Annotated in this window: 21 protein-coding genes; 10 read left to right on the top strand and 11 right to left on the bottom strand. The window is 67.3% G+C overall.

Annotation, left to right across the window (positions count from 1 at the left end):
* Positions 1–45 precede the first annotated feature (45 nt).
* Positions 46–525: a peptidylprolyl isomerase gene (locus QRM60_RS07740; RefSeq protein ID WP_011037712.1), complete on the bottom strand. Its 480-nt coding sequence runs from the start codon at positions 523–525 to the stop codon at positions 46–48.
* A gap of 74 nt (positions 526–599) precedes the next feature.
* Between QRM60_RS07740 and QRM60_RS07745 the strand changes: the two genes are divergently transcribed.
* Positions 600–1,175 (top strand): C40 family peptidase, encoded by a 576-nt coding sequence (locus tag QRM60_RS07745; RefSeq protein ID WP_115530845.1) that lies wholly within the window; start codon positions 600–602, stop codon positions 1,173–1,175.
* Between the two features lie 109 nt (positions 1,176–1,284).
* Positions 1,285–2,034, top strand: coding sequence for a C40 family peptidase (locus QRM60_RS07750; protein ID WP_115000983.1), 750 nt, complete (start codon positions 1,285–1,287; stop codon positions 2,032–2,034).
* A gap of 479 nt (positions 2,035–2,513) precedes the next feature.
* Here QRM60_RS07750 and QRM60_RS07755 read toward each other — a convergent pair whose 3' ends face one another.
* The gene (locus QRM60_RS07755) at positions 2,514–3,005 is read right to left on the bottom strand and encodes an acyl-CoA thioesterase (RefSeq protein ID WP_014508277.1); all 492 of its coding nucleotides are present in this window, start codon (positions 3,003–3,005) and stop codon (positions 2,514–2,516) included.
* A gap of 320 nt (positions 3,006–3,325) precedes the next feature.
* Between QRM60_RS07755 and QRM60_RS07760 the strand changes: the two genes are divergently transcribed.
* A complete protein-coding gene (locus QRM60_RS07760; RefSeq protein ID WP_115556370.1) occupies positions 3,326–4,081 on the top strand; it encodes a hypothetical protein in 756 nt (251 codons plus the stop codon).
* A 21-nt stretch (positions 4,082–4,102) separates the two neighbouring features.
* Here QRM60_RS07760 and QRM60_RS07765 read toward each other — a convergent pair whose 3' ends face one another.
* Together QRM60_RS07765 and QRM60_RS07770 are read right to left on the bottom strand one after the other, a co-directional pair.
* Positions 4,103–4,921, bottom strand: coding sequence for a class I SAM-dependent methyltransferase (locus tag QRM60_RS07765; RefSeq protein WP_228419107.1), 819 nt, complete (start codon positions 4,919–4,921; stop codon positions 4,103–4,105).
* 7 nt (positions 4,922–4,928) lie between these two features.
* Positions 4,929–6,269: a dicarboxylate/amino acid:cation symporter gene (locus QRM60_RS07770; RefSeq protein ID WP_228419106.1), complete on the bottom strand. Its 1,341-nt coding sequence runs from the start codon at positions 6,267–6,269 to the stop codon at positions 4,929–4,931.
* Between the two features lie 139 nt (positions 6,270–6,408).
* Between QRM60_RS07770 and QRM60_RS07775 the strand changes: the two genes are divergently transcribed.
* From QRM60_RS07775 to QRM60_RS07790, 4 genes are all read left to right on the top strand, one after another.
* Entirely contained in the window at positions 6,409–8,115 is a 1,707-nt protein-coding gene (locus QRM60_RS07775) for an alkaline phosphatase (protein ID WP_285445901.1), read from the top strand.
* A gap of 84 nt (positions 8,116–8,199) precedes the next feature.
* Entirely contained in the window at positions 8,200–9,498 is a 1,299-nt protein-coding gene (gene tilS / locus QRM60_RS07780; protein WP_285445924.1) for a tRNA lysidine(34) synthetase TilS, read from the top strand.
* A gap of 31 nt (positions 9,499–9,529) precedes the next feature.
* Positions 9,530–9,793: an exodeoxyribonuclease VII small subunit gene (locus tag QRM60_RS07785; protein ID WP_011037729.1), complete on the top strand. Its 264-nt coding sequence runs from the start codon at positions 9,530–9,532 to the stop codon at positions 9,791–9,793.
* Complete coding sequence (locus tag QRM60_RS07790) at positions 9,794–10,669, top strand: polyprenyl synthetase family protein (protein WP_076054633.1); 876 nt, start codon at positions 9,794–9,796, stop codon at positions 10,667–10,669.
* Between the two features lie 165 nt (positions 10,670–10,834).
* Here the strand turns inward: QRM60_RS07790 and QRM60_RS07795 are convergent, their stop codons facing one another.
* A complete protein-coding gene (locus tag QRM60_RS07795; RefSeq protein WP_153065443.1) occupies positions 10,835–11,044 on the bottom strand; it encodes a hypothetical protein in 210 nt (69 codons plus the stop codon).
* 110 nt (positions 11,045–11,154) lie between these two features.
* Here QRM60_RS07795 and QRM60_RS07800 point away from each other — a divergent pair, with 110 nt between their 5' ends.
* Complete coding sequence (locus tag QRM60_RS07800; protein ID WP_285445902.1) at positions 11,155–12,252, top strand: M35 family metallo-endopeptidase; 1,098 nt, start codon at positions 11,155–11,157, stop codon at positions 12,250–12,252.
* 71 nt (positions 12,253–12,323) lie between these two features.
* Here the strand turns inward: QRM60_RS07800 and QRM60_RS07805 are convergent, their stop codons facing one another.
* Entirely contained in the window at positions 12,324–12,713 is a 390-nt protein-coding gene (locus QRM60_RS07805) for a DUF4870 domain-containing protein (RefSeq protein WP_040942277.1), read from the bottom strand.
* A gap of 127 nt (positions 12,714–12,840) precedes the next feature.
* Positions 12,841–14,208 carry a metalloprotease PmbA gene (pmbA, locus tag QRM60_RS07810; RefSeq protein ID WP_285445903.1) on the bottom strand — a complete coding sequence of 456 codons (1,368 nt, stop codon included), beginning with the start codon at positions 14,206–14,208 and terminating at the stop codon, positions 12,841–12,843.
* 198 nt (positions 14,209–14,406) lie between these two features.
* Here pmbA and yjgA point away from each other — a divergent pair, with 198 nt between their 5' ends.
* Positions 14,407–15,000, top strand: coding sequence for a ribosome biogenesis factor YjgA (yjgA, locus tag QRM60_RS07815; RefSeq protein WP_115556375.1), 594 nt, complete (start codon positions 14,407–14,409; stop codon positions 14,998–15,000).
* A gap of 343 nt (positions 15,001–15,343) precedes the next feature.
* On the opposite strand, the gene tldD is transcribed toward yjgA, so the two are convergent.
* Positions 15,344–16,789: a metalloprotease TldD gene (gene tldD, locus QRM60_RS07820; RefSeq protein WP_014508291.1), complete on the bottom strand. Its 1,446-nt coding sequence runs from the start codon at positions 16,787–16,789 to the stop codon at positions 15,344–15,346.
* A 98-nt stretch (positions 16,790–16,887) separates the two neighbouring features.
* Here tldD and QRM60_RS07825 point away from each other — a divergent pair, with 98 nt between their 5' ends.
* Entirely contained in the window at positions 16,888–17,643 is a 756-nt protein-coding gene (locus QRM60_RS07825) for a DUF6065 family protein (RefSeq protein WP_285445904.1), read from the top strand.
* A gap of 12 nt (positions 17,644–17,655) precedes the next feature.
* On the opposite strand, the gene QRM60_RS07830 is transcribed toward QRM60_RS07825, so the two are convergent.
* The 3 genes from QRM60_RS07830 to QRM60_RS07840 all read right to left on the bottom strand — a co-directional run bounded on the left by QRM60_RS07830 (position 17,656) and on the right by QRM60_RS07840 (position 23,788).
* Positions 17,656–21,546 carry a YhdP family protein gene (locus QRM60_RS07830; protein WP_285445905.1) on the bottom strand — a complete coding sequence of 1,297 codons (3,891 nt, stop codon included), beginning with the start codon at positions 21,544–21,546 and terminating at the stop codon, positions 17,656–17,658.
* 169 nt (positions 21,547–21,715) lie between these two features.
* Complete coding sequence (rng, locus tag QRM60_RS07835) at positions 21,716–23,215, bottom strand: ribonuclease G (protein WP_011037739.1); 1,500 nt, start codon at positions 23,213–23,215, stop codon at positions 21,716–21,718.
* On the bottom strand, positions 23,216–23,788 hold the full coding sequence (locus tag QRM60_RS07840; protein ID WP_115540621.1) for a Maf-like protein: 573 nt from the start codon (positions 23,786–23,788) through the stop codon (positions 23,216–23,218).
* Positions 23,789–23,796 lie beyond the last annotated feature (8 nt).

Genomic DNA, 23,796 nt, shown 5'->3' on the forward strand with positions numbered 1-23,796 from the left:
AACGGCCCGCCGAAGAGGCGGGCCGTCAGGATGCACAGCGGTGACTCAGTGGTGGTGACCGCCGTCGCCGTGCACATGGCCGTGGTCACGCTCTTCCTGGGTAGCTTCGCGCACTTCGATGATTTCCACGTCAAAGTGCAGGTCCTTGCCGGCCATCGGGTGGTTGAGATCCACATCGACCACGCTCATGCCGACCTTCTGCACCGTCACCGCACGCGGGCCGAAGTTGGTCTGCAGCACCACCTGCGTGCCCGGCACCAGCTTGGTGGCGCCGAAGTGCTTCTTGGGCACGCGCTGGCTCAGGCCTTCGCGGTATTCGCCGTAAGCCTCGGTGGCCTTGACGTCGACGCCGAAGCTCTCGCCGGCTTCCTTGTCCATCATGGCCGCTTCCAGGCCCGGGATGATGTTGCCGTGGCCGATCAGGATCGCCAACGGGTCGCGCTCCTTGGAACTTTCGATCGGCTCCTGGCCGAGCTCGGAAACGGTGTAATGGAAGCGGACGACGCTGTCTTTTTCGATCTTCATGCCTGGCTCTGAATGGGGCTGCCCGGTGGCAGACGGTTGAGGACGGCTTGTGGGCCGTCGAGTGCGCCGCCATCATGGCGACCTTCGTAACCGCCCATTATCCCGGCTCAATGCCTATCACGCCAGTTGCTGCCGTTCGTCCCCGCACCGCCGCGGCCTGCCTGATGCTGGGTCTGTCGCTGCTGGCCGCCTGCTCGCAGGCACCGGTGCGCCGCCCGGCGCCAGCACCGGCCACCGCACGCGTCTGGCCCCAGGTACCGCCGGCAAACCCCGCTGCCGCCAACAACATCCTCATGCGCGCCCTGGGCCTGGTCGGCACGCCGTACCGGTATGGCGGCAACACTCCGGAGAGCGGCTTCGACTGCAGCGGGCTTGTCACCTATGTCTACAAGGACGTGCTGGCGCTCTCATTGCCCAGGACCTCGCGTGACCTGGCCGCCGTGCAGGGTCCTAAGATTCCAGCGGAAAAACTGTCAACTGGCGATCTGGTCTTTTTTGGCTCCAGCGGAAGCGTGACCCACGTCGGCATTTACGTCGGTGAAGGCCGCTTCGTGCACGCCCCAAGCAGCGGCGGTACCGTCCGCTTGGATTTCCTCGATGGGGCTTACTGGCGTGACCATTATTCAGGTTCAAAGCGGGTTTTACACTGAAATGTGATGTACGTCACAAGTCATAAAACGGAAAGTTAACGTTTTTTGAACGTAACGAACCCTTCACCAAGGCATCATCCCGCATCGACAGCAGAATTGTGATTCCCGCGTGACGAACGACGAACAGCTCAACCCTGGCGCCGCACCGCATCCGCCCCGGAAACCGCTCCGCCTGTTGTGCGCCACCGCGCTCTGGCTCGCAGCACTTCCCGCCTTGGCACAGACCGCCCCCAGCCCCTCTTCCGTTCCGCCGACGACCGCATCTGAAAGCGCCGTCGCCGCTGAGAAAGCCGCCACCCGCAGCCGCGCTGATGCCGCTGCCACTGCAACGCTGGCCGCCCTGCTTCCGCACCTGGCTGCCAACGACGCCATTCCCCTGATGGACCGCTCGGCGATGTTCGCTGGCGACCTCAGCCGCCTGCTCGCCAACTACGACGTTTCGCAGAGCGCCGCCAACGCGGCACAGAACGCCGTGGCCGACAGCAAAGTGCAGGTGATCCTGCAGCGCGCAATGGCCCTGCTGGGCACGCCGTACGTCTGGGGTGGCGAGTCCACCGAAGGCTTCGACTGCAGCGGCCTGGTTGGTTACGTGTTCAAGACTGCGCTGGGCATCGAACTGCCGCGCGTCTCCCGCGATATCGCTCGCGATGAAACCGCCGAGCTGATCAAGGACCCGCACGCGCTCAAGGCCGGCGACCTGGTGTTCTTCGGCCGCCGCGGCCGCATCGATCATGTCGGCCTGGTGGTCGGCGACGGCAAGTTCCTGCACGCGCCGAGCCGCGGCAAGGACGTGCGCGTGGACTCGCTGGCCAGCGGTTACTGGAGCGAAAAGTTCATCCAGGCGCGCCGCGTACTCTGATCGCAACGTTCGTTCTGCACATCAAAGCCGCGGCGGTTGCTGCGGCTTTTTTGTTTTCGGCCGGCCGCGCACGGCCTGAGCCATCGGTGCAACGCGCTGCCCTGACCGCCGATGGCCGGAGCCGCTGCAATCCAGGTGTCAGCGCGAATGGCTGCAAGCCTCTAGACCAGCCCCGTCTCCGACCGCGCCACCGCCACCGCCAAGGCCATTTGCACAGCGATAGGCGGCGGCGCCTGCCATACGGGTTTGATCTGGCCCACTTCGCCAACAATCAACGTTTGCTTGCCAACACAGAGCAACGAGTGCAATACGTGCTTGATGAGCTGTGAGGCTTGCGCGTCGCATTGCTTGTAGAGCGACGCGAGGGCGCAGCTGCTTACGCGGCCGACACCGACAAACAATGCGTGGGAAGCACCTGCGGCAACATGCGGTGCAAGCCCCACGAGGCGGCGGCCCGCTCCCACATCATCAAATACCGCTTAGCGGCCAGTATCGGCCTGGTAATGCGCCATCGTGTCTTCGATGCCCTTGCTCAGTTCCATCACCTTGAGCGCGTATTCGGCCAGGCGTTGGTCTTCCGGTGTGGACGGCCGCCATGACGGTACTTCCACCGGAGTGACGCCGTCTGGATCCATCGCCACGAACACGATGATGCAGTGGGTGCACAGCCGCGAGTCGCCGCCCATCGGGCTGCGCGCGCGTACGTCGATGGCGAAATGCATGCTGCTGCGGCCGGTGTAGACCAGCTTGGCCGACACTGCGACCAGATCGCCAATGCGCACCGGCGCCACGAACCGGATGCCGCCCACCGCCACGGTGACGCAGTAATGCCCGCTCCAGCCACTGGCCGCCGCAAAACCCACCTGGTCGATCCACTTCATGACCACGCCGCCGTGCACCTTGCCGCCGAAGTTGACGTCGCTGGGCTCGGCCAGGAAACGAAATGTCAGATCACGTTGTTGGCCAATCACCGGTGTCTCTCGCCAAAGGATGAGCTTGAAGTGTGCCATGTGTGCGCGCAGGCGGGCATCGCCGTCGTGTTCAACGCACCACGTCCCGCCTGGATTCCGCTGAGTGGTATCGACCGCAAGCTGCGTCTCTACGTACCAGCAGGCCAGCGCATTGCGAGCGAATCCGTCATTCCTCCAGCAGGAGGCTGGACAAAGACCACTTGCAACGACGAATGCGCGCCGCGGATGCCCTTCCCGTTCTCGCCACCACGCAGGATCGATAGGCGTCTGCACATGCACGCACACGCGAAACTCCTTACGCTCGGCATTCCGGCACAGGCGTGCCTGCTGCAGGACGCACCGCGATGCCCGAACGGCACATCCACGACCTCCTGCAGACACGTCAGCGCCTGGAACGCGACGGCTGGCCACGGCTGCAGATGAGCGCCATCGTGATGATCACCGCCAGTGGCGGGCTGCTGAGCTCGCACCTGCTGCGCAATGGCGGCATCGACGCGATGGTGCTGCGCTATCCGCTAGCCACACTCGCCGCCTATGGCGTGTTCCTGCTACTGATGTGGGCCTGGGTGCGTTGGCGCAACGACATGGATGACGCGTACGAGGAGCTGCTGGATCACAGCATCGACCTCGACGGCGGTAGCACGCCAACAACGCCCGGCTGGAACGGCGGTGGCGGCTCCAGTGGTGCGGGCCGTTCCGGCACAGGAGCCGCACCGGCCGGCTCCGGGCTTTTGGAGGGCGATGTACTTCCGGACCTCATCGATGGCGATGCGGGATTGCCTGTCCTGGCAATCGTGGCGCTACTGGCTGCGTCCGTAGCCGCCCTGGTGGCTGCTGTCTGGGTGATGTGGTCGGCACCGGTGCTGATGGCCGAACTCCTGGTGGACGCGGCATTGGCCGGCGGGCTGTACCGGCGGATGCGCGGCATCCAGGCTCAGGGCTGGTGGTGGCTGTGCGTCCGCCACACGATCTGGCCGCTGCTGGGCGTGCTCGTCTTCTTCATCGTGGTGGGCGCGGTTGCCCAGCACCAGGCGCCGGGGGCCACCACGCTGATGGAGGCCGTGCGAGCCCACTGACCCCGATCGATTGCCTGGCCGTCAGTTGTCCTGCTTGCGCAGACACAACCACGGAAAATGCGGCTGCCGCCGTTTGAACAGGCGCCCCAGCCGCGCGCTCGCGCGCCGGGGATCGAACAACCACTGCACGGCGAAGCGGTCGAAGCTGGCGTAGGTGTGCTGGTGATAGTGCGCGGCCAGCGCCGGACATCCCAGGTCGGTGAAGTAACGCAGGCTGCGTGCGGCGCTTTCCCGGCCGCGCTGCGGCGTGGCGTACAGCGGGCTGTCGAGGATGTGCAGCTCACCGCCTTCGCGCAGGCAACCGAGCAGGCGGCTGACGAGCGCGGCGGGATCGCTGAAATACTGCACGCAGGCGGGCAACACGATCACATCGAATACATCGCACGGCAACATTAGCGTGTGGATGTCGGCAGCGACGAATGTCAGCCGCGCGTCATGGCCGAAGACGCGCGCGGCCTGGGTCAATTCGGTGCGGTTGACGTCGACACCGCAGACCTCGCGCTGCAGGGCCTGCGCAAGCAGATGCGACAACCAGCCATTGCCGCAGCCCAGTTCGAGAATGGCGCCATGCCCGGTGTGCGCTTGTAGATGCTGCACCAGCAGGCTGCTGGACAGCGCGCGCACCTGCCATTCAAGCGTATTGCCCAGCGCGCCACCGGGGCGCGGCAGGCTGCGCACCTGCGCGTCGGTGTACAGCCGGCCTTCCTTGCGCCGGATCTGCAGGTACTGCTGCTCAAACGGATCGTCGGGCAGGCCGTCCTGCACCAGCACACCGTCGATGACGTGCAACGGCGCAAGCGCCTGCAATTGCCCGCGCACGGTGGGGAAACCGTCTTCCATCACCGGCTCAGCGCAGCGGCGCCGCGCGATCGGCGGGCGGATCCTCAAGCCCCACGTTGGTGGACGCAGACTCGTAGATCGTCTTGTCCAGCAGACCGGTCTCCTTGGCCACCAGCACCGGCACCAGCATCTGCCCGGTGACGTTGGTCATGGTGCGCATCATGTCGAGGATGCGGTCGATCGCGTACAGATAGCCGATCACTTCCAGCGGCAGGTTGGCCGCGCTGAGCACCACCGTGGCCATCACCACCGCGGTGCCCGGCACGCCAGCGGTGCCGAAGCTGCCCAGCACCGAGGCGATCAGCACCACGAAATACTGGTTGGCGGTCAACGGCACGCCGGTGTATTGCGCGATGAACACGGCGCACAACGCCGGGAAGATCGCGCCACAGCCGTCCATCTTGATGCTCGCGCCCAGCGGCACGGCGAAGGCGGCGTAGTCCTTGTTCACGCCGAGGTTGTGGGTGATCGAGCGCATCGCCACCGGCATCGCGGCGAAGCTTGACGAGCTCACGAACGCCACCTGCATCCCAGGCGCCGCACCGCGGAAGAACTTCCATGGGTTCAGCCCGTGCAGCAGCAACAGGCTGCTGTAGACCACCACGATGTGAAGCGCACAGGCCACATACAGCGCCAGCACGAAATTGCCGAACGGCAGCAGCTTCGCAAAGCCGTAGCTGCCCACCAGGCCCGCAATCAGGCCGAAGGTGCCCAGCGGGGTCATCTCCAGCACGAAGCGGGTGACCTGAATCATGATGTCGCTCAGCTGCCCGGTGAGCTTGCGCGCCTCGGCCACGCGGTCACCCAGCTTGACCATCGCAAAGCCCAGCAGCGCGGCAAAGAAGATCACCGGCAGGATCGAGCCACGCCCGGCGGCCAGCACGGTTTCGCCGGCGGCATTGGTCTTGGTGCCGATGCCTGTCAGCGCGTAGAACGGGTTGGAGGGCACCACATCCAGCAGCACCTTGATCGGGCTGGGCACATCGCGCGGCTTCCACGCCGAGTCCACGCTCAGGCTGAAATGGCCGGCGCCGGGCTGCATGATCGTGCCCACCGCCAGGCCCACGCCCACTGCCAGCGCGGCGGTGATGACGAACCACAGGAAGGTGCGCCCGCCCAACGCCGCAACGGATTTTTGCCCGTGCAAGGACGAGATTGCGTTGATCACCGCAAAGAACACCAGCGGCACCGCGATCATCTTGATCAGGGTGACGTACAGATCACCCAGCGGCCCAAACCACACCTCGGCGGCCGGGCCCATGGCTGCGCCCGCGATCGCGCCCAGCACGAAGCCGGCCACCACGCGTTGCCAGAACGGAATGCGCAACCAGGCCGAGACCAATGTCATGCTTGAAATCATCCGGGGGGAGTGCATGCACCTTATCGCAGGGCCGCCCTGCCCGCGAGGCCACGACTAGAACAGCGGCGTGTCATCAGTGCGACGGATGCATCCCGGCATAATGGGCATTGATTCAGTCACGAGTTCGATGCCGATGCGTTACCGCCTGCCTGCCCTCGCCGCCCTGACCACGCTGTGCGTGGCCGCCTGCGCTTCCACTGCCGGATCCACCACCGCGGCGCCCGCCTCGGTCAAGGTGGACGTGCCACCGGTAACGCATCCGGCCGGCGAAACCCCGCAATGGTGGTACCGCTCTGGCGCGGCGCGTGCCGCCGGCAACGGCGCGATGGCCGGCAAGGCGCGCAACGTGATCCTTTTCCTGGGCGATGGCATGAGCCTGACCACGGTGGCCGCCGCACGCATCCTGGACGGTCAGCGCAAGGGCGGCCCGGGCGAAGAGAATCTGCTGTCGTGGGAGCAATTCCCCGCCACCGCCTTCAGCAAGACCTACAACACCGATTCGCAGACCCCCGACTCGGCCGGCACCATGACCGCGATCACCACCGGGGTGAAGTCGCACATGGGCGCGATCGGGGTCAGCAGCGGCAACCGCAGCGACTGTGCCGACAGCCTGGGCAAGGGCCTGCTGAGCTGGCTGCAACTGGCCGACAGCGCCGGCATGGCCACCGGTGTGGTCACCACCACCCGCCTGACCCACGCCACGCCGGCGGCGACCTACGCGCATTCGCCGGAGCGCAACTGGGAGAACGACACCGACCTGCCCGAGGCCGCCCGCACCGCCGGCTGCCAGGACATCGCCCAGCAATTGCTCTCCACCGCACGCTTCGGGCGTGGCCCGCAGGTGGTGCTCGGCGGCGGCCGCAGCCAGTTCCAGACCGTGCAGGAGCGCGACCCCGAGTACGACGACAAGGTCGGCCTGCGTCTGGACGGGCGCGACCTGGTCGCCGAGTGGAAGCAGTCCCACCCACAGGGCGCCTACGTGTGGAACGAACAGCAATTGCAGGCCGCCGCTGGCGCACCGGCGCTGCTGGGCCTGTTCGAGCCCGACCACATGCAGTTCGACCATGACCGCAACCGCACGCCGCAAGGCGAGCCCAGCCTGACCGAGATGACCCGCACCGCGATCCAGTCGCTGTCGCGCGACCCGAACGGCTTCGTGCTGATGGTCGAAGGCGGCCGTATCGACCATGCCAATCACTATGGCAATGCCTACCGTGCGCTGGATGAAACGGTGTCGCTGTCGGATGCGGTGCGCACCGCCGTGCAGACGGCGCCGCCGGACACGCTGATCATCGTCACCGCCGACCATTCGCACACGCTCAACTTTGTCGGCTATCCGGTGCGCGGCAACCCGATCCTGGGCAAGGTGCGCGGTACCGGCGGCGAAGAAGGCGACCGCACCCAGCTGGCCACCGATCTGGCCGGCCAGCCCTACACCACCCTCAGCTACGCCAATGGCCCCGGCCATACCGGCGCGACCAACGCACAGCCGGCCGGCCCGAAGAAATTCCCGCACGAGCCCAGCAGCAGCGAGCCGGCAAGCGGCCGCCCCGACCTGACCCACGTGGATACCGAGGCGCCCAGCTACATGCAGGAATCGCTGGTGCCGACCAAGTCCGAAAGCCACGGCGGCGAAGACGTCGGCATCTGGGCCACCGGCCCGGGCAGCGCGGCGTTCCGCGGCACGCTGGAAGAGAACGTGATCTACCACGTCATCGTCCAGGCCACCCCGCGTCTGCGCGAGCGCCTGTGCAAGGCCGGCACCTGCGACAGCGCCGGGGTGCCGGTGAACCTGCCCGCACCCGCCACCTTCGAGCGCGCGACCCAGCGCTGATGGCCGAGCGCACCGCGCACAACCGGTGCGGTGCGCGGCCGGCAGCGATCGGCGTCATGACGGGCATGGCCTGACGTGGACGTGATGCAGGCGGCCGGGTTGATCCCCGCCACCCCACCGGCACCGCTGCTGGTGGCCTACAGCGGCGGCATGGATTCGGCCGTGTTGCTGCACGCTTTGGCCGCCATCCCCGGCTACCGCGAGGCCGGCCTGCGCGCAGTGCATGTCCACCATGGCCTGCATGCGGATGCAGATGCCTGGGCGCTGCACTGCCAACAGCAGTGCGCGGCCTTGGGGGTTGCCCTGCAGGTCGTACGCGTGCAGGTGGCACGCGACAGCGGCAGCGGGCTGGAAGCGGCCGCACGCGCCGCGCGGCATGCGGCCTTTGCAGCGACCCTGGCAGCGGGCGAGTGGCTGGCACTGGCGCATCACCGTGACGACCAGGCCGAAACCTTCCTGCTGCGCGCGCTGCGCGCTTCCGGCCCTGACGGACTGGCGGCGATGCGTCCGCAGCGCCCGTTCGGCCCGGGCACGCTGTGGCGCCCGTTGCTCTACCACGCACGTGCCGACCTGGCGGCCTATGCGCAGGCGCATGCAGTGCGCTGGATCGACGATCCCAGCAACGCCGATCCGCAGCACGACCGCAATTTCCTGCGCACGCAGGTCCTGCCGGCGCTGCAGCAGCGCTGGCCGCTGGCGGCCGATGCACTGGCCCGCAGCGCGCAGCTGTGCGGCGATGCCAGCACCCTGCTGCACGACGACGACGCCAATCTGCTGCCCACCGTCTGCAACAGCGCCGGCGCCCTGGAGCTGCAGCCGTTGCGCAGCCATTCCCCCGCGCGCCGCGCACGCCTGTTGCGCGCCTGGGTGGCCGCCGCGCACGCGCCGCCGCTGCCGGCGCAAGGCGTGCACGCGCTTGAACGCGAGATCGCCACCGCGCAGCCGGATCGGCAGACCTGCTTTGCCTGGCAACAGACAGAAATTCGCCGCTGGCGCCAGCAGCTGTACCTGCTCAGTGCGCGCGCGACGTGGCCAGCGCAGTGGCAGGCCGAGTGGAACGGCGACAGCACACTGTTATTGCCCGACGGTGCGCAACTGCAACTGCGCGGCACGCCCGGACTGCGCTTCGAGCAGCCACTGCAGGTGCGCGCGCGCCAGGGGGGCGAGCGCATCGTGCTGCCGGGCCGGACCCATTCGCATCAACTCAAACATCTGCTGCAGCAATCAGACCTGCCGCCGTGGGAGCGCGCGCGCCTGCCCTTGTTGTGGGCCGGCGAGACATTGCTGGCCGCCGGTGATCAGATCGTGTCTGCCACGCTGGACCAGTGGTTGCGTGTGCACGCCGCGCGCCTGCACTGGCGCAGCGCTGCACCCGCGAATTGACCCGCCTGCGCGCGCGCCGCACACTTTGTCGATGGCCAAGAAGTCTTTGAACGAATCCTCCCCCGTCGCCCGCTTCGAACAGTCGCTGGAAGAACTCGAGCAACTGGTGCAGAAGATGGAAGTGGGCGAGATGAGCCTGGAGCAGTCGCTCACCGCCTACGAGCGCGGCATCGGGCTGTACCGCGATTGTCAGCAGGCGCTGGAACAGGCGGAACTGCGCGTGCGTCTGGTGACCGACCCCGCACGCCCCGAACAGGCAGAAGCATTCGAGCCTCCGTCGCTGGATGGCGGCTGAGTGAGCGCGGCGTTGTTTGAGCGCTGGGTTGCTCGCACCGAACGGCAGCTGGATGCTTGCCTTCCCAGCCCCGCCCTCGCCCCGCAGCGTCTGCACGCGGCCATGCGCCACGCCGTGCTCGGTGGCGGCAAGCGCATGCGTCCGCTGCTGGTCTATGCAAGCGGTGCCTTGTTCGGCGCCGAAGAAGGCAGCCTGGATGCGCCGGCGGTGGCGGTGGAACTGATCCACGCGTATTCGCTGGTGCACGATGACCTGCCGGCCATGGACGATGACGCGCTGCGTCGCGGCCGCCCCACGGTGCACATCGCCTTCGACGAAGCCACCGCAATCCTTGCCGGCGATGCCTTGCAGGCACGCGCATTCGAGCTGCTGGCCGAGGCGCCGGCAGACGCGGCACTGCGGGTGGGCTGGTTGCAGAGCCTGGCATCGGCCGCCGGTGCGGCCGGCATGTGTGGCGGGCAAGCGCTGGATATCGACGCCACCGGCCAAGTGCAGGCGCTGGACGCACTGCAGCGCATGCATGCGCTCAAGACCGGTGCGCTGATCCGTGCCGCGGTGCGCATGGGCGTGCTGACTGGCGGCGCGGGCGTTGCCGACCAGCAGCGCCTGGATGCGTTTGCCGACGCGCTGGGGCTCGCGTTCCAGGTGCGTGACGACATCCTGGATGTGGAATCAAGCTCCGCCCAGCTCGGCAAGACTGCCGGCAAGGATGCGGCGCAGTCCAAGTCCACCTACCCCGCCTTGCTGGGCATGGACGGCGCCAAGACCAAGCTGGCGGAACTGGCCAGCCACATGCACGAACTGTTGGAGCCCTACGGCGAACCCGGCGCTACCTTGGCCAGCCTCGGCCGCTTCGCGGTCGACCGCGCCCACTAGGCGGGGCTAACCAGGCCTCACGCGCGGCTGCCGAGCGCGTGTGATTGCGCGTGGATGCCGAGCATCTGCGGACTCCAACGCATCGCTCCGCACCACATCACCGCCCCGCCAGACGCCAACGCAATCACAGCGGCTGCCGCATGCATCACCTCCCCGGTGTTCGCGTTACGCGACACGTTTGCGCATTCCGTGCGCCACCGCACGGTCGATCACGCGGGTCCATTCAGGCAACAGGCGCGCCTGGTCACAAAACGGCACATTGGTCGCCACAGTTTGTGTCAGCCGGCGACACACAGGCACCACGATTCCATGATCGCCGGCACGCTTTATTGCTGAATAATCTACACCAGTGATGTATCCGGATGCATAACCCATGCACCACATCCAGAAATATCGCTAATTGAACGACTTGTCGCGTTCGCTCGCTCTGCCTAGGTTTGGCCTGCCCGCGCTTGCGGGCATCCCCCGACCAAGGAGAGTCACTGGTGAAGAATGTTTTTCTTACATCGTTTGCAGCAGGCACGCTGGCCGTCGTCGGCGTGCTCGGTTCGGCGCAGGCACAGTCCGTGCGCGGACCGGTTCCGTTGACCATCGAACTGGCGCCAGTGGCCGACCAGGCTGGGCGACATGAAGGCAAGATCGCGGTCACCGTTACCAACAACGGCAGCCAGGTCGCCCGCGTTCCGACCTATCAGCTGCCGCTGAAGTCGCTGGACAACGGCATCCTGGAGGTAAGCCGCGACGGCAAGCCGGTGGACTACACCGGGCGCCTGGTCAAGCGCGGCCTGCCCAAGGCAGCCGACTTCACCATCCTGCAGCCGGGCCAGAGCGTCCAGGGCGAGGTGGATCTGGCCGGTGCCTATGACCTGTCCACCAGCGGCAACTACACCATCCAGGTGCGCTCGTCGCTGCAGTACGCCTCGCTCTCCGATGGCAGCCTGATGAAGGCCGCAAACGGCCTGCCGGCAGTGGCCACCAGCACCCCGCTCACCGTCTGGCTGGACGGCGCCCGGCGTGGCGTACAGCGCCAGCTCGCAATCGGCCCGACCGCCGTGGTCAACGGCATCAACTATCTCAACTGCAGCACCACCCGCACCAACCAAGCCGCCAGTGGCGTCGCTGCCGCGCGTAATTACTCGCAGAACGCGCGTACCTACCTCAACGGCGGCAGCACCGGGGCGCGCTACACCACCTGGTTCGGCACCTACAACGCCGCGCGCTACAGCCGGGTCAGCTCCAACTTCGTCAACATCGACAACGCGCTGGACCAGAACAATGGCCAGCTGACGATCAACTGCAGCTGCGAAGCGGATCTGGCGGACGCCTTCGCTTACGTCTATCCGAACCAGCCGTACGAGATCCATGTCTGCAACGCGTTCTGGAGCGCGTCGACAACCGGCACCGACTCCAAGGCCGGAACGCTGGTGCACGAGACCAGCCACTTCACCGTGGTGGCCGGCACCCAGGACCGCGTTTATGGCCAGTCCGGCGCACGCAGCCTGGCGATCAGCAACCCGGCCCAGGCGATCACCAATGCCGACAGCCACGAGTACTTTGCCGAGAACACCCCGGCGCAGAACTGATTGCGTGACTTTCTAAAAACGCCAAAGGCCCGGCATGACTGCCGGGCCTTTGTTTTACGCGTAATCAAGAATTACTTGATCAGGCGCAGCGTGAACGGATAGCGGTAGCTCTCGCCGCTGTTGGCCTTGACCGCCGCCAGGATGCAGAGCACCAGGTTGGCGACCCACACCAGCGTCGGCACGAAGAACAGGATGCCGAACGACACGATGGTCAGGATCACCGCAGCCACGTAGGCAATGATCACGGTGATCTGGAAGTTCAGCGCTTCCTTGGCCTGATCGGTGGCAAACGGCTTGGACGGGCTGGCGTCCTTGCTGATCAGCCAGATCACCAGCGCGCCGATGAAGGACGTCAGGATGCCCAGCAGGTGCGCGGCCAGTGCCAACGTGCGCTCTTCCGAGGGCGTGCCGGTGCTGATCGGCGGCGGTGGTGGCGCGGCGTGTGTGTCGAACTCGCTCATCATGTCTCCCCATGCATGGTTGTGGTGTGCGGCGGACTATAGCAACCAATCCGCGCGCCACCAGTGCGGGAAGCCATGGGTCCGCCAGCGCCGGGACGCTGGCAGGCATAGGCATCGGGCGGACGACTCAGCTGTCGCCGGCCACGGTCATGCGATTGATCAGCACCGAGCCGATCTTGACGTGCGAGCGCGGGTCGACATCGCTGCCCACCGCTTCGATCCCGGCAAACATGTCGCGCAGGTTGCCGGCAATGGTCAGCCCGTCGACTGGATAGGCAATCTCGCCGTTCTCGACCCAGAACCCGCCGGCACCGCGCGAATAGTCGCCGGTCACCGCGTTGACGCCGTTGCCCATCAGCTCGGTGACCAGCAGGCCGCGCGACATGCCGGCAACCATCGATGCCAGGTCGCCGGCATTGGCGGTCACCTGCAGGTTGTGCACCCCGCCGGCATTGGCGGTGGTCTGCAGCCCGAGCTTGCGCGCCGAATAGCTGCCCAGCACATAACGCTGCAGCACGCCGCCGTCGACCAAGGCCGAGCGGCGCGTGGCCACGCCTTCCCCGTCGAACGCGGCCGAGCGCAGGCCGCGACGCAAGTGCGGCAATTCCTCGATACCGAACCAGTCGGGAAACAGCTGCGTGCCGACGCTGTCGAGCAGGAAGCTGGCGCGGCGGTACAACGCACCGCCGGACACTGCACCGAGCAAGTGCCCGACGAGCGAGCGTGCCACTTCCGGCGCGAACAGCACTGGCAACTGGCCGGTCGGCAGCGAGCGCGGCTGCAACCGTGCCACGGTGCGCGCGGCGGCATGCCGGCCGATCGCGTCCGGTGCTTCCAGGTCTTCGCGCGCCAGCGCACTGCTGTACCAGCCATCGCGCTGCATGCCGTCGCCCTGCCCGGCAATCAGCGCGCAGCTGATCGAATGGTGGGTGCCACGCTCGCGCCCGATGAATCCGTGCGAGTTGGCATACACCGACAGGCTGAGCCCGGTGCTGGCCGAGGCGCCATCGGAGTTACTGATCCGCGCATCGGCCTGCCGGCCGGCGTTTTCGCAGGCCAGCGCCAGGTCCACGGCGGTGTCGGCGTCCAGCGCCCACGGGTGCCAGCTGTCCAGCTCGGGGAAGTCGTGCGCCATCAGCTCCGCATCGGCCAGGCCGGCAGCGGGGTCGTCTTCGGTGTAGCGGGCAATGGCGCAGGCCTGCGCAACGGTGGCCTCCAGGCTGGATTCCTGCAGGTCGGCGGTGCTCGCACTGCCCTTGCGCTTGCCGAAGTACACCGTCACCGCAATACCGCGGTCGCGCGTGGACTCGACGGTTTCCACCTCGCCCAGCCGCACGTTCACGTCCAGACCGCGTTCTTCGCTGCAGCTCACTTCGGCCTGGGTCGCGCCGGCGGCGCGGGCACGCTCGAGCAGCCGCTGGGAGATCTCGGTGAGTGCCTCCAGGCGCTGCAGGCTGTCGTCGGTCACACGGGTTTCGGAGGAGAGTGCGTTCAATGCTTTATCCTTTGGATGCGGATCCGTCCGCGAAAGCCCGGCCATCGTGGCCGGACTGTCTGAATTTGGATGCGGATCCTTCCGCAGAACGCTCGGCCATCCATGGCCGCAGTGTCTGAATTTGGTGCGGAGTCTTCCGCCGGAGTCCAGCCGTTCATGGCCGGAAATTTAACTAAACACGTTTTGGGATGTAGTGGCATGCGCGGACGCGATGAAGATACCGGTGAATTTCGTGGCGCCAGCCGCAGCCAGCAACGGCGCGAGGCGTTGGAAATTTTCGACCTGGGCGAAAAGCTGGTGGCGCTCACCCCGGCGCAGCTGGCCAAGTTGCCGGTGCCCGAGTCGTTGATCCCGCACATCGAAGAGAGCAAGCGCATCACCTCGCATATCGCGCACAAGCGCCAGCTGGCGTTTCTGGCCAAGCACATGCGCCGCGAGGACGACGAAACCCTGGATGCGATCCGCGATGCGCTGGATGCCAACAGCGATACCGCGCGCCGCGAAGTGGCGGCGATTCACCGCGTCGAACGCTGGCGCGAGCGCCTGCTCGCCGAAGGCGACGTCGCGCTGGCCGAACTGCTGGAAGCCTACCCGGCCGCCGATCGCCAGCAACTGCGTCAGCTGGTGCGCAACGCGATCCACGAACGGGCCAAGAACAAGCCGCCTCGCGCTTACCGTGAGCTGTTCCAGGTATTGCGTGATCTGTCCCAGAAGCCGGGATTGGAGAGTGGGGATGCGGGATTGGAAGACGAAGAATCGGCGTCGTATGGCGACGAAGAAGGCGACGAATAGGGATCGGCCCGATCCATAGAGCCAGGCAACGGCCATCCCTGCCGTTGCAATTCCCCATTCCCGATTCCCGATACCCCTCTGCTGAACCGGCAAACCGCAACCGCCCGACGCACTGCTCTGCGCCCTTGCCGTTGCGATTCCCCATTCCCGATTCCCGATGCCCCTCCGCTGAACCGGCAAACCGCAACCGCCCGACGCACTGCTCCGCGCCCCTGCCGTTGCAATTCCCCACTCCCGATTCCCGATTCCCCTCCGCTGAACCGGCAAACCGCAAACGCTCGACGCACTGCTCTGCGCCCCTGCCGTTGCGATTCCCCACTCCCGATTCCCGAATCCCCGCATCTCAGGCCTGCGTTCCGCCCACGGTGATGCCGTCGATCAGCAGCGACGGCTGACCCACGCCGACCGGCACGCTCTGCCCGTCCTTGCCGCAGACGCCCACACCTTCGTCCAGGGCCAGATCGTTGCCGATCATGCGCACCTTCTGCATGGTTTCCGGGCCGTTGCCGATCAGGGTGGCGCCCTTCACCGGCGCGGTGACCTTGCCGTCTTCGATCAGGTACGCCTCGGTTGCGGAGAACACGTACTTGCCGCTGGTGATGTCGACCTGGCCGCCACCGAAGTTGACCGCATAGATGCCCTTCTTGACCGAGCGGATCATCTCTTGCGGGTCGTGCTCGCCGGCGCGCATGTAGGTATTGGTCATGCGCGGCATGGTCAGGTGCGCGAAGGATTCGCGGCGGCCATTGCCGGTGGGCGCCACGCCCATCAGGCGCGCGTTATGGGTGTCCTGCATGTAACCGACCAGCACGCCGTCCTCGATCAGCGTGGTGCACTGGCTGGGCGTGCCTTCGTCATCGATATTGAGCGAGCCGCGGCGTCCATCCAGGGTGCCGTCATCGACGATGGTCACGCCCTTGGAGGCCACGCGCTCGCCAATGCGGCCGGCGTAGACGCTGGTGCCCTTGCGATTGAAGTCGCCTTCCAGACCATGGCCCACCGCTTCGTGCAGCAGCACGCCCGGCCAGCCCGGCCCCAGCACCACCGGCATCACGCCGGCCGGCGCGGGAATCGCATCCAGATTGACCAGCGCCTGGCGCAATGCTTCACGCGCAAAACCTTCCGGGCGCCCATCGGCGAACAGTTCGGCGTAGCCGTAACGGCCACCGCCACCGGAATAGCCGGACTCGCGGCGGCCGCCGTGTTCGACGATCACCTGCACGTTCAAGCGCACCAGCGGGCGCACGTCGGCGGCCAGCACACCGTCGCTGCGCGCGATCAGTACCGTGTCCACGCCGCCGGACAAACTCACCATCACCTGCTTGACGCGCGCGTCCGCAGCGCGCAGGTACTGGTCGATGCGGCGCAGCAGGTCCACCTTGGTGGCGCTGTCCATGTCGTCGATCGGGTCGGTGGCCGGATACAGCGCACGGCCGTTGCCGCGCACCAGCGTGCGGGTGGATTGCGCGCCGCCATCACGTGAGATTGCGCGCGCCGACTGGGCCGCTTCCAGCAAGGCTTCGCGCTGGATGTCGTCGGAATAGGCAAAGCCGGTTTTTTCGCCGGAGATGGCGCGCACGCCCACGCCTTGTTCGATGGAATGCGCACCGTCCTTGACGATGCCGTCTTCCACACTCCAGCTCTCGCGTCGCGAATGCTGGAAGTACAGGTCGCCGAAGTCGATGCCGGGGCCCAGCAGGGCGCCGAAGGTGCGGTCGAGGTGGCCGGTATCCAGGCCGGAGGGAAGCAGCAGCCGGGATTCGGCCAGAGTCAGGGCGGTGTCGGTCATGCGGTCAGGATGGGGGTCGCGCGCCGGGGAGACAAGTCGCGCGGCTGAACGTGGCACGCGGCTATCATCGCCAGCCCGCCGCCAGCCACCGCGCACGCATGAAGCTCATTGCCCACGTTCTGGACGGACACACGCTGGATATCCGCCCCGCGCCGCACGAACGCGCCTGGATGGATGCCACCGACCAACGCTACGCCTACCGGTGCCTGCCGCTGGCCATCGCCAATGCGCATGGCTGGGAACTGCTGTGCCAGGCTGGTTTCGAGGCGGCCTGGGATGGCGGCGATGGGCTGGGCGCGGTGGTGATCACCGCCGATGCCGGCACCGCCGCGCCGGCGATCAGCCATTTCGGCTACGGCATGCTCACCTTCCACGTGCCCTGCCTGTTTCGGACCGACGCGGGTGTGAACCTGTTCGTCAGCGGGCCGTTGAACTGCCCCAAGGATGGCATCGGTGCGCTGAGCGGCATCGTGGAAACCGACTGGAGCCCGTACACCTTCACCATGAACTGGCGTTTTACCCGGCCGGGGCGGGTGCGCTTCGAGGCGGGCGAGCCGTTTTGCCATCTGTTCCCGCTGCAGCGGCAGTTGATCGAACAGGTGCAGCCGCAGTGGCAGCCGTTGTCCGAAACGCCGGCGCTGGCGCAGCAGCATGCCGACTGGACCGACAGCCGCAGCCGTTTCCTGGAAGCCTTGCCGGACGCGCAATCGGCGGCGGCGCGCGAGAAATGGCAGCGCGGCTACTTTCGTGGCGTGACTGCGCCTGCGCAGACGCCGGTGGCCGGGCACCGCACGCGGCTGCGTCTGCCGCTATTCACGCGTGCCAGCGCGCCGCCTGACCCACCCGCCGAGTGATCGACTGACTGCCTAGCGCGGCGCCTTGTCCGGCGCCGGCCTGGCGGGCGCACGCTCGCGCGCATCGCGGTCCACCACGTCCACCTGCGGCTCTTTCCACGGCCCGGTGACGTGATAGGTCTTGGCGCCAATCGCGCCCAGCGGTTTGCCGAGCACCGCATTGGCGGCCGCGCCGACCGCCGCACCCACCGGGCCACCGGCCACCGCGCCCACCACCGTGAGTAGATTGCCGGCCTTGGGATTCACGTCCACGGTCTGGTCGAAGGTCTGCGCACGCAGGTCGGTCTGCCCGCGGATGGCGATGTCGGCAGCCGGGCCTTCGATCCGGATTGCATCGGTGCGCGCAAAGCCATCGCCAAAGCGCACTTCGCCGGCAAGCTTGTTGAACGCCAGGCCCTTGGAGAAGAAGTCGCGGAAGTCGAACATCAACCGGCGCGGCAGCTGCGCCACACTGAGCAGGCCAAGCACACGGCCGGCGCCGGGGTCCACTTCCAGCAACTGGCCGTTGCGGGCGTCCACGGTGAGATTGCCCTCTAGCGAGCCGAGCGCGAACCCGGTCGGCGAGCCCTGCCAGCCGGCGTTGAGTTCCAGCTGGCCTTCGCCGCCGCGCAGCTGCCCGCCCAGGGTGAGGTTCTGCAGCAGATTGCCCAGGTTGCGGCTGTCCACGCGCGCAGACAGCCGCGTGCTGGCGGCCTCGCCCTTGCCGCGCCAGGCGCCGGTCAGGCCGATGTTCTGGTCATCCGAGCGCAGTTGCAGCTCGTCTACCTGCATGCCGTCGGTCAGCCGGCTGCTGCGCAAGGTGGCCGCGCCCAGGGTCATCTTGCCCACGCGCAGGTCGTCGATATCCAGCGATAGCGGTGGGATCGACACCGGGTCGAACTCGGCCACCGCGCGCCGCGCCGGCTCCGGCAACGCGCCGGCGAGCGGGTCGCCGGGCTCGGGCGCGGCCGGTTCCGGCGCAGCGGCCACCGGCTGCCAGCGCACCGTGCTGAGCTTGCCCTGCACTGCGGCGCCATCGGTATTCGGCACGGTGAGCTGGCCGGCCAGCGACGGCCCATCCAACGTCACCGCCACCGCATCGCGGGTGGGGCGCAGGCGCAGGCGGGTCTGCGGAAAGACGCCGCCAATCATCAACAATTTATCGGCCTGCACATCCACCTGCAGCAGCGGCAGCTTTTCGCTTGGCTGCGCCGGTTGGCCGGGTAGCGGCGGCATGTCGGGCTCGGCACTGCCGCGCGCCAGGCTGATCCAGTCGATGGCATCCAGCGAGGCGGTGCGGCCATTGACCACCAGGCCATTGGCCGGCGGCCGCTCGGTCACGGTGTCGGTGCCCATCACCACGCGCACGCCGGTCTGGGTGCCCTGGCTGCTGGCCTTGACCGCCACCAGCTGGCCGAACGCCACGTCGATATCGCCATTGCCGACCGGCAACGCCACCTTGACCCGCGTGTCCAGCGGCTGCGTGGCCGGCTTGTCCAGCGGTGCGGGCAGATCCAGCGTGGTGCCGACCAACTGCGAGCGCAGCGTGAGCTGTGCAGGCACATCGGGCTGCCCCGGACGCGCCAGCGGCACATCCACGCCCACCTGCCATGGCGCGCTGCCATGCACATACGGACGCAGCCATTCCATCTGCGGCGCGCGGTCGAACAACTCCTTCGCATCGAGCGTGGCCCCGAAGCGCGCCTCGAACGCCTGCGCCGGGTCCTGCACGAAGCCGCCGGCACGCAACGCCAGCTCGCCGGTGCGGCCTTGGTGCTGCACGCTCAGATGCTCGGCGCCGAAGCCGCTGTCGCGGTACTCGGCCTGCCCGCTGACCTGATCGAAGGCCAGGTTCCAGCGCGCGTCGGCCAGCTTGGCGCCCTGCAGCGCAACGGTGCCCTGCAGATGCCCGCCCACGCCCTTGGTGCGTAACGGGCGCAGCAGATCGAAGGTGACCGCGGCCGGGCCGGAGGTGGTGAGGTTGCGCAAGGTGTCGCCATAGCGGCGCTCCAGCGGGCTGCTGCGCAACATGCCCAGCAACTGCGCAGTGTCAGCCTGAGTGGAGGCGCGCACATAGAGCTCGGAGGTGGCGAAATTGGGGATACCGGCCCCGAACTGCGCCACCGGTGTGCCGGCCAGCGCGCCGCTGCCTTGCAGCGAGAAACCATTGCCGATGAAGCGCAGGTCGGCCTGCACCTGGGTCATCGCCGGCCAGTCCGGCTGGAAGCGGATTTCGCCATCGCGAATCTGCCCGAAGGCTTCGAAGCGGCCATCGTTGTTGTCGAACGGCCAGTCGTCCAGGTCGCCGCTGACCAGGCCGGTGCCGCCGGTAATCACGCCCCCGGCTACCGCCATGTCGAGCCAGTCGATGGCGGCCTTGCTCATCTTCGAACGGATCCAGAACTTGCGTGCCACCGGCAGGGCGGCGTCATCCAGCTGCGCCGCCAGGGAGATGCGTGGCCGGGTGCCATCGTTCTGAAACCACATCCCGCCGCGCAGGTTGGCGCCGTAGTCCTTGGCCTGCACCCGCAGCGCCGGCGTGGCGACCTGCCAGCCGTCGCCCTCGCGCCAGCCGACGATGCTGCCAGCCAGTTGCACCTCGTGCACCACACCAAAGCCGGTAGGCCAGTCGAAGCGCAGCGTGGCGTCCGGCGCGGTTTGCAGCGCGATCGCCTGCGCATCGCCGTCGAAGTGCCCGCGCAGGCCGCTGATGCCCGGCGATTTCCCGACTGGCTGGAATGCCAGCTCCTCCACCTGCCCCTGCGCGCGCACCGCGCCGCCCTGCTCGCCCGCCAGCTGCAGCTTGCTCACGCGCAACTGCGGCCTGGACAACGCCAACCAGCGGCGCAGGCCCGGCGACAGCTGGTCGCTCAGCGCAGCGGCGGCGATCAGCCCGGACACATCCAGTGCATCGCCCAGCACCGCATAACGGCGCCCGGCGGCGATGCTCAGGCCGTCGAGATGCTGCAGCGTGTTCGCGCTGCCCAGCCGCAGCTGTGGTGCATCCAGCCGCCAGCCACCCGCCACGGTCTGCCAGCGCGCACGCGCCTGCAGGCGTTCCCACTTGAGCGTGCGGCGCGCCGATTCGCCAGCCAACGGCGCTCCCGACAATTGCACCTGGGTGAGGTCGGCCACCACGGTGACCGCAGACACGCGGCGGGCACGCAGCTGCGCCCAGGCCTGCAGCCGTCCGCTGCCGCCATCCACACGCACACCGCCGGCCTGCAGCAGCGACGCCCATGCGGCCAGGTCCGCCGGCGCGGCTTGCGCATACGCGCTGCCATCGCCACTGTCGCGGTCGAACTCCAGCACCGAGGTCAGCGGCGCGCGTGCCGGGTCGATCCAGCTGCGGCTGCCGACGCGCAAGGTCGCGCCCTGCACGCGCAGCCGCAGATCGATCCGTGGCAGCGTGGTGTCCAGCCCGATCGACGGCGCATCGATATGCAGCCGCGCCTCCGACACCTGGATTTCGCCCAACCGGCGCAAGGCGTCCAGGGGATCGGCGTGCCGGCCACTGGGCAGCCCCTGCACCGACCACACCCCGTCATCGCCACGCTGCAGGGTCAAAGCGAGCCCGCGCAGGCGCACCTCGGTCAGCGCATGGCCCGGCAGCAGGCCGGCGTACATCGCCAGCACCACTTCGGCCTGGCCCACACGCACGTCACCGTTGGGGCCGATACGCAGCCCATCCAGACGCAACAACGGGCCGCGGCGGGTCCATTCGGTCTGCAGGCGGTCGAAGCGGATCGGCTGGCCGGCACGCTCGCTCAGCCACGCGGCAATCTGTTGCGGATGCTGCTCGGCCAACGGCAGCACCTGGCTGGCCGCGCCCACCAGCACGGCGAGCGCCACCAGCGCGAGCGCGCTGGCGGTGAGCGCATAACGGCGAAACAGGCGGAGACGGCGGCGCAGCGGGGTCGGCATTAACGGCGGGGAATCGGGAGTCGGGAGTCGGGAATCGTAAGAGCACGCAGCGCCCCGTACGCACGATCATCCGTTCGCGCACGCCCCCATTCTAAGGCCGTTAACAGTATCCCGCAGAGAGCCTTTCGCTCTTCCCCCATTCCCGATTCCCGACTCTCCATTCCCTGCCTCACAGCAGCACCACGTCAAACTGCTCCTGCAGGTACTGGTCGTCGGACTGGAAGCGGATGCTCTTGCCGAGGAATTCCTCCAGCTCGGCCACCGCCGCGGATTCTTCGTCGGTGATGCGCGCCACCACCTTGGACGAGGCGATCACCAGCAGCCGCGCCGCATCGAACTGACGCACCGCGCGGGTGATCTCGCGGAAGATTTCGTAGGTCACCGTTTCGGCGGTCTTGATGGTGCCGCGCCCGCCGCATTGGCCGCAGGTTTCCGACAGCTGCCGCTCCAGGCTTTCCACGGTGCGCTTGCGGGTCATCTCCACCAGGCCCAGCGGCGAGAACTCGTACACGGTGGTCTTGGCGTGGTCGCGGGCCAATGCTTTTTCCAGCGTGCGCAACACCTGGCGGCGATGCTCGGGATCATCCATGTCGATGAAATCGATGATGATGATGCCGCCCAGGTTGCGCAGCCGCAGTTGCCGGGCCACCGCCTGCGCCGCCTCCAGATTGGTGCGGAACACGGTTTCTTCCAGATTGCGCTGGCCGACGAACGAGCCGGTGTTGACGTCGATGGTGGTCATCGCTTCAGTCTGGTCGATGACCAGGTAGCCGCCGGACTTGAGCGGCACCTGCTTGTCCAGCGCGCGGCCGATTTCGTCTTCCACGCCATACAGGTCGAAGATCGGGCGGTCGCCGGTGTACAGCTCCAGCCGCTCGGCCAGCACCGGCATGTACTTGGCCACGAAGGCCTGCAGCTGCACGAACGTCTCGTTGGAGTCGACCTTGACCTTCTCCACGTCCTTGCGGATCAGGTCGCGCACCGCACGCAGGGGCAGGCTCAGGTCTTCGTAAATGATGCTGCACGCCGACGCCTCGCGGCCGCGCCGCTCGACCACGTTCCAGACCCGCGACAGATAGGCGATGTCTTCGGCCAGGGCTTCGGCCGGCTGGCCCTCGGCATTGGTGCGGATGATGTAGCCGAAGCCGCCATGCTGGGCCGAGACCTCGCTGACGATGGTCTTCAGGCGCAGGCGCTCGGCCTCGTCTTCGATCCGCGCCGAGACACCCACCACCTTGGACTGCGGCAACAGCACCAGATACCGCGAGGGAATGCTGATTTGCGTGGTCAGCCGCGCGCCCTTGGTACCGATCGGGTCCTTGACCACCTGCACCACGATGTCCTGGCCGTCGCGCAACAACTCCACGATCGGCACCGAGGCGGCCGGCGGCGGCGGGATCGGGGTTTCTTCGGTATCCACCACGCTCGCTGGCGCCGGGGCCGGCCGCACCACGTCGTTGGCATGCAGGAACGCGGCGCGCTCCAGGCCCACTTCCACGAACGCAGCCTGCATGCCGGGCATCACCCGTTGCACCTTGCCCTTGTAGATATTGCCCACCACTCCGCGGCGCCAACCGCGTTCGATATGCAGCTCTTGCAACATGCCGTTCTCGATCACGGCCACGCGGGTTTCGCGGGGGGTAACGTTGACCAGGATCTCTTCCGACATCTAATGCGCTCCGAAGGCTGTGAGCAATTGCGAGGTCTGAAACAGCGGCAATCCCATCACGCCGGAATAGCTGCCAGACAAATGGGTTATGAAGCGCTCCGCACGCCCCTGGATCGCGTACGCGCCGGCCTTGCCCATGGGCTCGCCAGACGCCGCATAAGCGGCAATCCGGGTCGCATCGAGCGCATCGAAGGTGACCTCCGACACCACCAGCGCCTGCAGCGCTGGCCGCTGTGCTCCGACCAGCACCACCGCGGTGAGCACCTGGTGGGTGCGCCCGGCCAGCACCGTGAGCATGGCGATCGCATCATCGACATCGACCGGCTTGCCGAACACGCGCTCGCCGAGCACCACTTCGGTATCGGAGCCGAGCACGATGGCCTGTGCATCGTAGGCCTGTACCAGTGCCAGCCCCGCGCGCGCCTTGTCCAAGGCCACGCGGTGCACATAGTGCTCGGGCGATTCGCCCGGCGCGCGCACTTCGGGCACGTCCAGTTCCAGGGTCTGGAACGGCACGTCGAGGCGTTGCAGGAGTTCGTGTCGGCGCGGCGATCGGGAGGCGAGATAGAGCATCCACCCAG

The sequence above is a fragment of the Xanthomonas sp. fls2-241-TYG-148 genome, assembly GCF_030208815.1.
Taxonomy (GTDB): domain Bacteria; phylum Pseudomonadota; class Gammaproteobacteria; order Xanthomonadales; family Xanthomonadaceae; genus Xanthomonas; species Xanthomonas campestris.

Coding starts and splice junctions, on each gene's coding strand:
- QRM60_RS07740 (WP_011037712.1), bottom strand. CDS start 525: ATGAAGATCGAAAAAGACAGCGTCGTCCGCTTCCATTACACCGTTTCC.
- QRM60_RS07745 (WP_115530845.1), top strand. CDS start 600: ATGGCGACCTTCGTAACCGCCCATTATCCCGGCTCAATGCCTATCACG.
- QRM60_RS07765 (WP_228419107.1), bottom strand. CDS start 4,921: ATGGAAGACGGTTTCCCCACCGTGCGCGGGCAATTGCAGGCGCTTGCG.
- QRM60_RS07770 (WP_228419106.1), bottom strand. CDS start 6,269: ATGACATTGGTCTCGGCCTGGTTGCGCATTCCGTTCTGGCAACGCGTG.
- QRM60_RS07775 (WP_285445901.1), top strand. CDS start 6,409: ATGCCGATGCGTTACCGCCTGCCTGCCCTCGCCGCCCTGACCACGCTG.
- tilS (WP_285445924.1), top strand. CDS start 8,200: ATGCAGGCGGCCGGGTTGATCCCCGCCACCCCACCGGCACCGCTGCTG.
- QRM60_RS07785 (WP_011037729.1), top strand. CDS start 9,530: ATGGCCAAGAAGTCTTTGAACGAATCCTCCCCCGTCGCCCGCTTCGAA.
- QRM60_RS07795 (WP_153065443.1), bottom strand. CDS start 11,044: ATGGGTTATGCATCCGGATACATCACTGGTGTAGATTATTCAGCAATA.
- QRM60_RS07805 (WP_040942277.1), bottom strand. CDS start 12,713: ATGAGCGAGTTCGACACACACGCCGCGCCACCACCGCCGCCGATCAGC.
- yjgA (WP_115556375.1), top strand. CDS start 14,407: ATGCGCGGACGCGATGAAGATACCGGTGAATTTCGTGGCGCCAGCCGC.
- tldD (WP_014508291.1), bottom strand. CDS start 16,789: ATGACCGACACCGCCCTGACTCTGGCCGAATCCCGGCTGCTGCTTCCC.
- QRM60_RS07825 (WP_285445904.1), top strand. CDS start 16,888: ATGAAGCTCATTGCCCACGTTCTGGACGGACACACGCTGGATATCCGC.
- QRM60_RS07830 (WP_285445905.1), bottom strand. CDS start 21,546: ATGCCGACCCCGCTGCGCCGCCGTCTCCGCCTGTTTCGCCGTTATGCG.
- rng (WP_011037739.1), bottom strand. CDS start 23,215: ATGTCGGAAGAGATCCTGGTCAACGTTACCCCCCGCGAAACCCGCGTG.
- QRM60_RS07840 (WP_115540621.1), bottom strand. CDS start 23,788: ATGCTCTATCTCGCCTCCCGATCGCCGCGCCGACACGAACTCCTGCAA.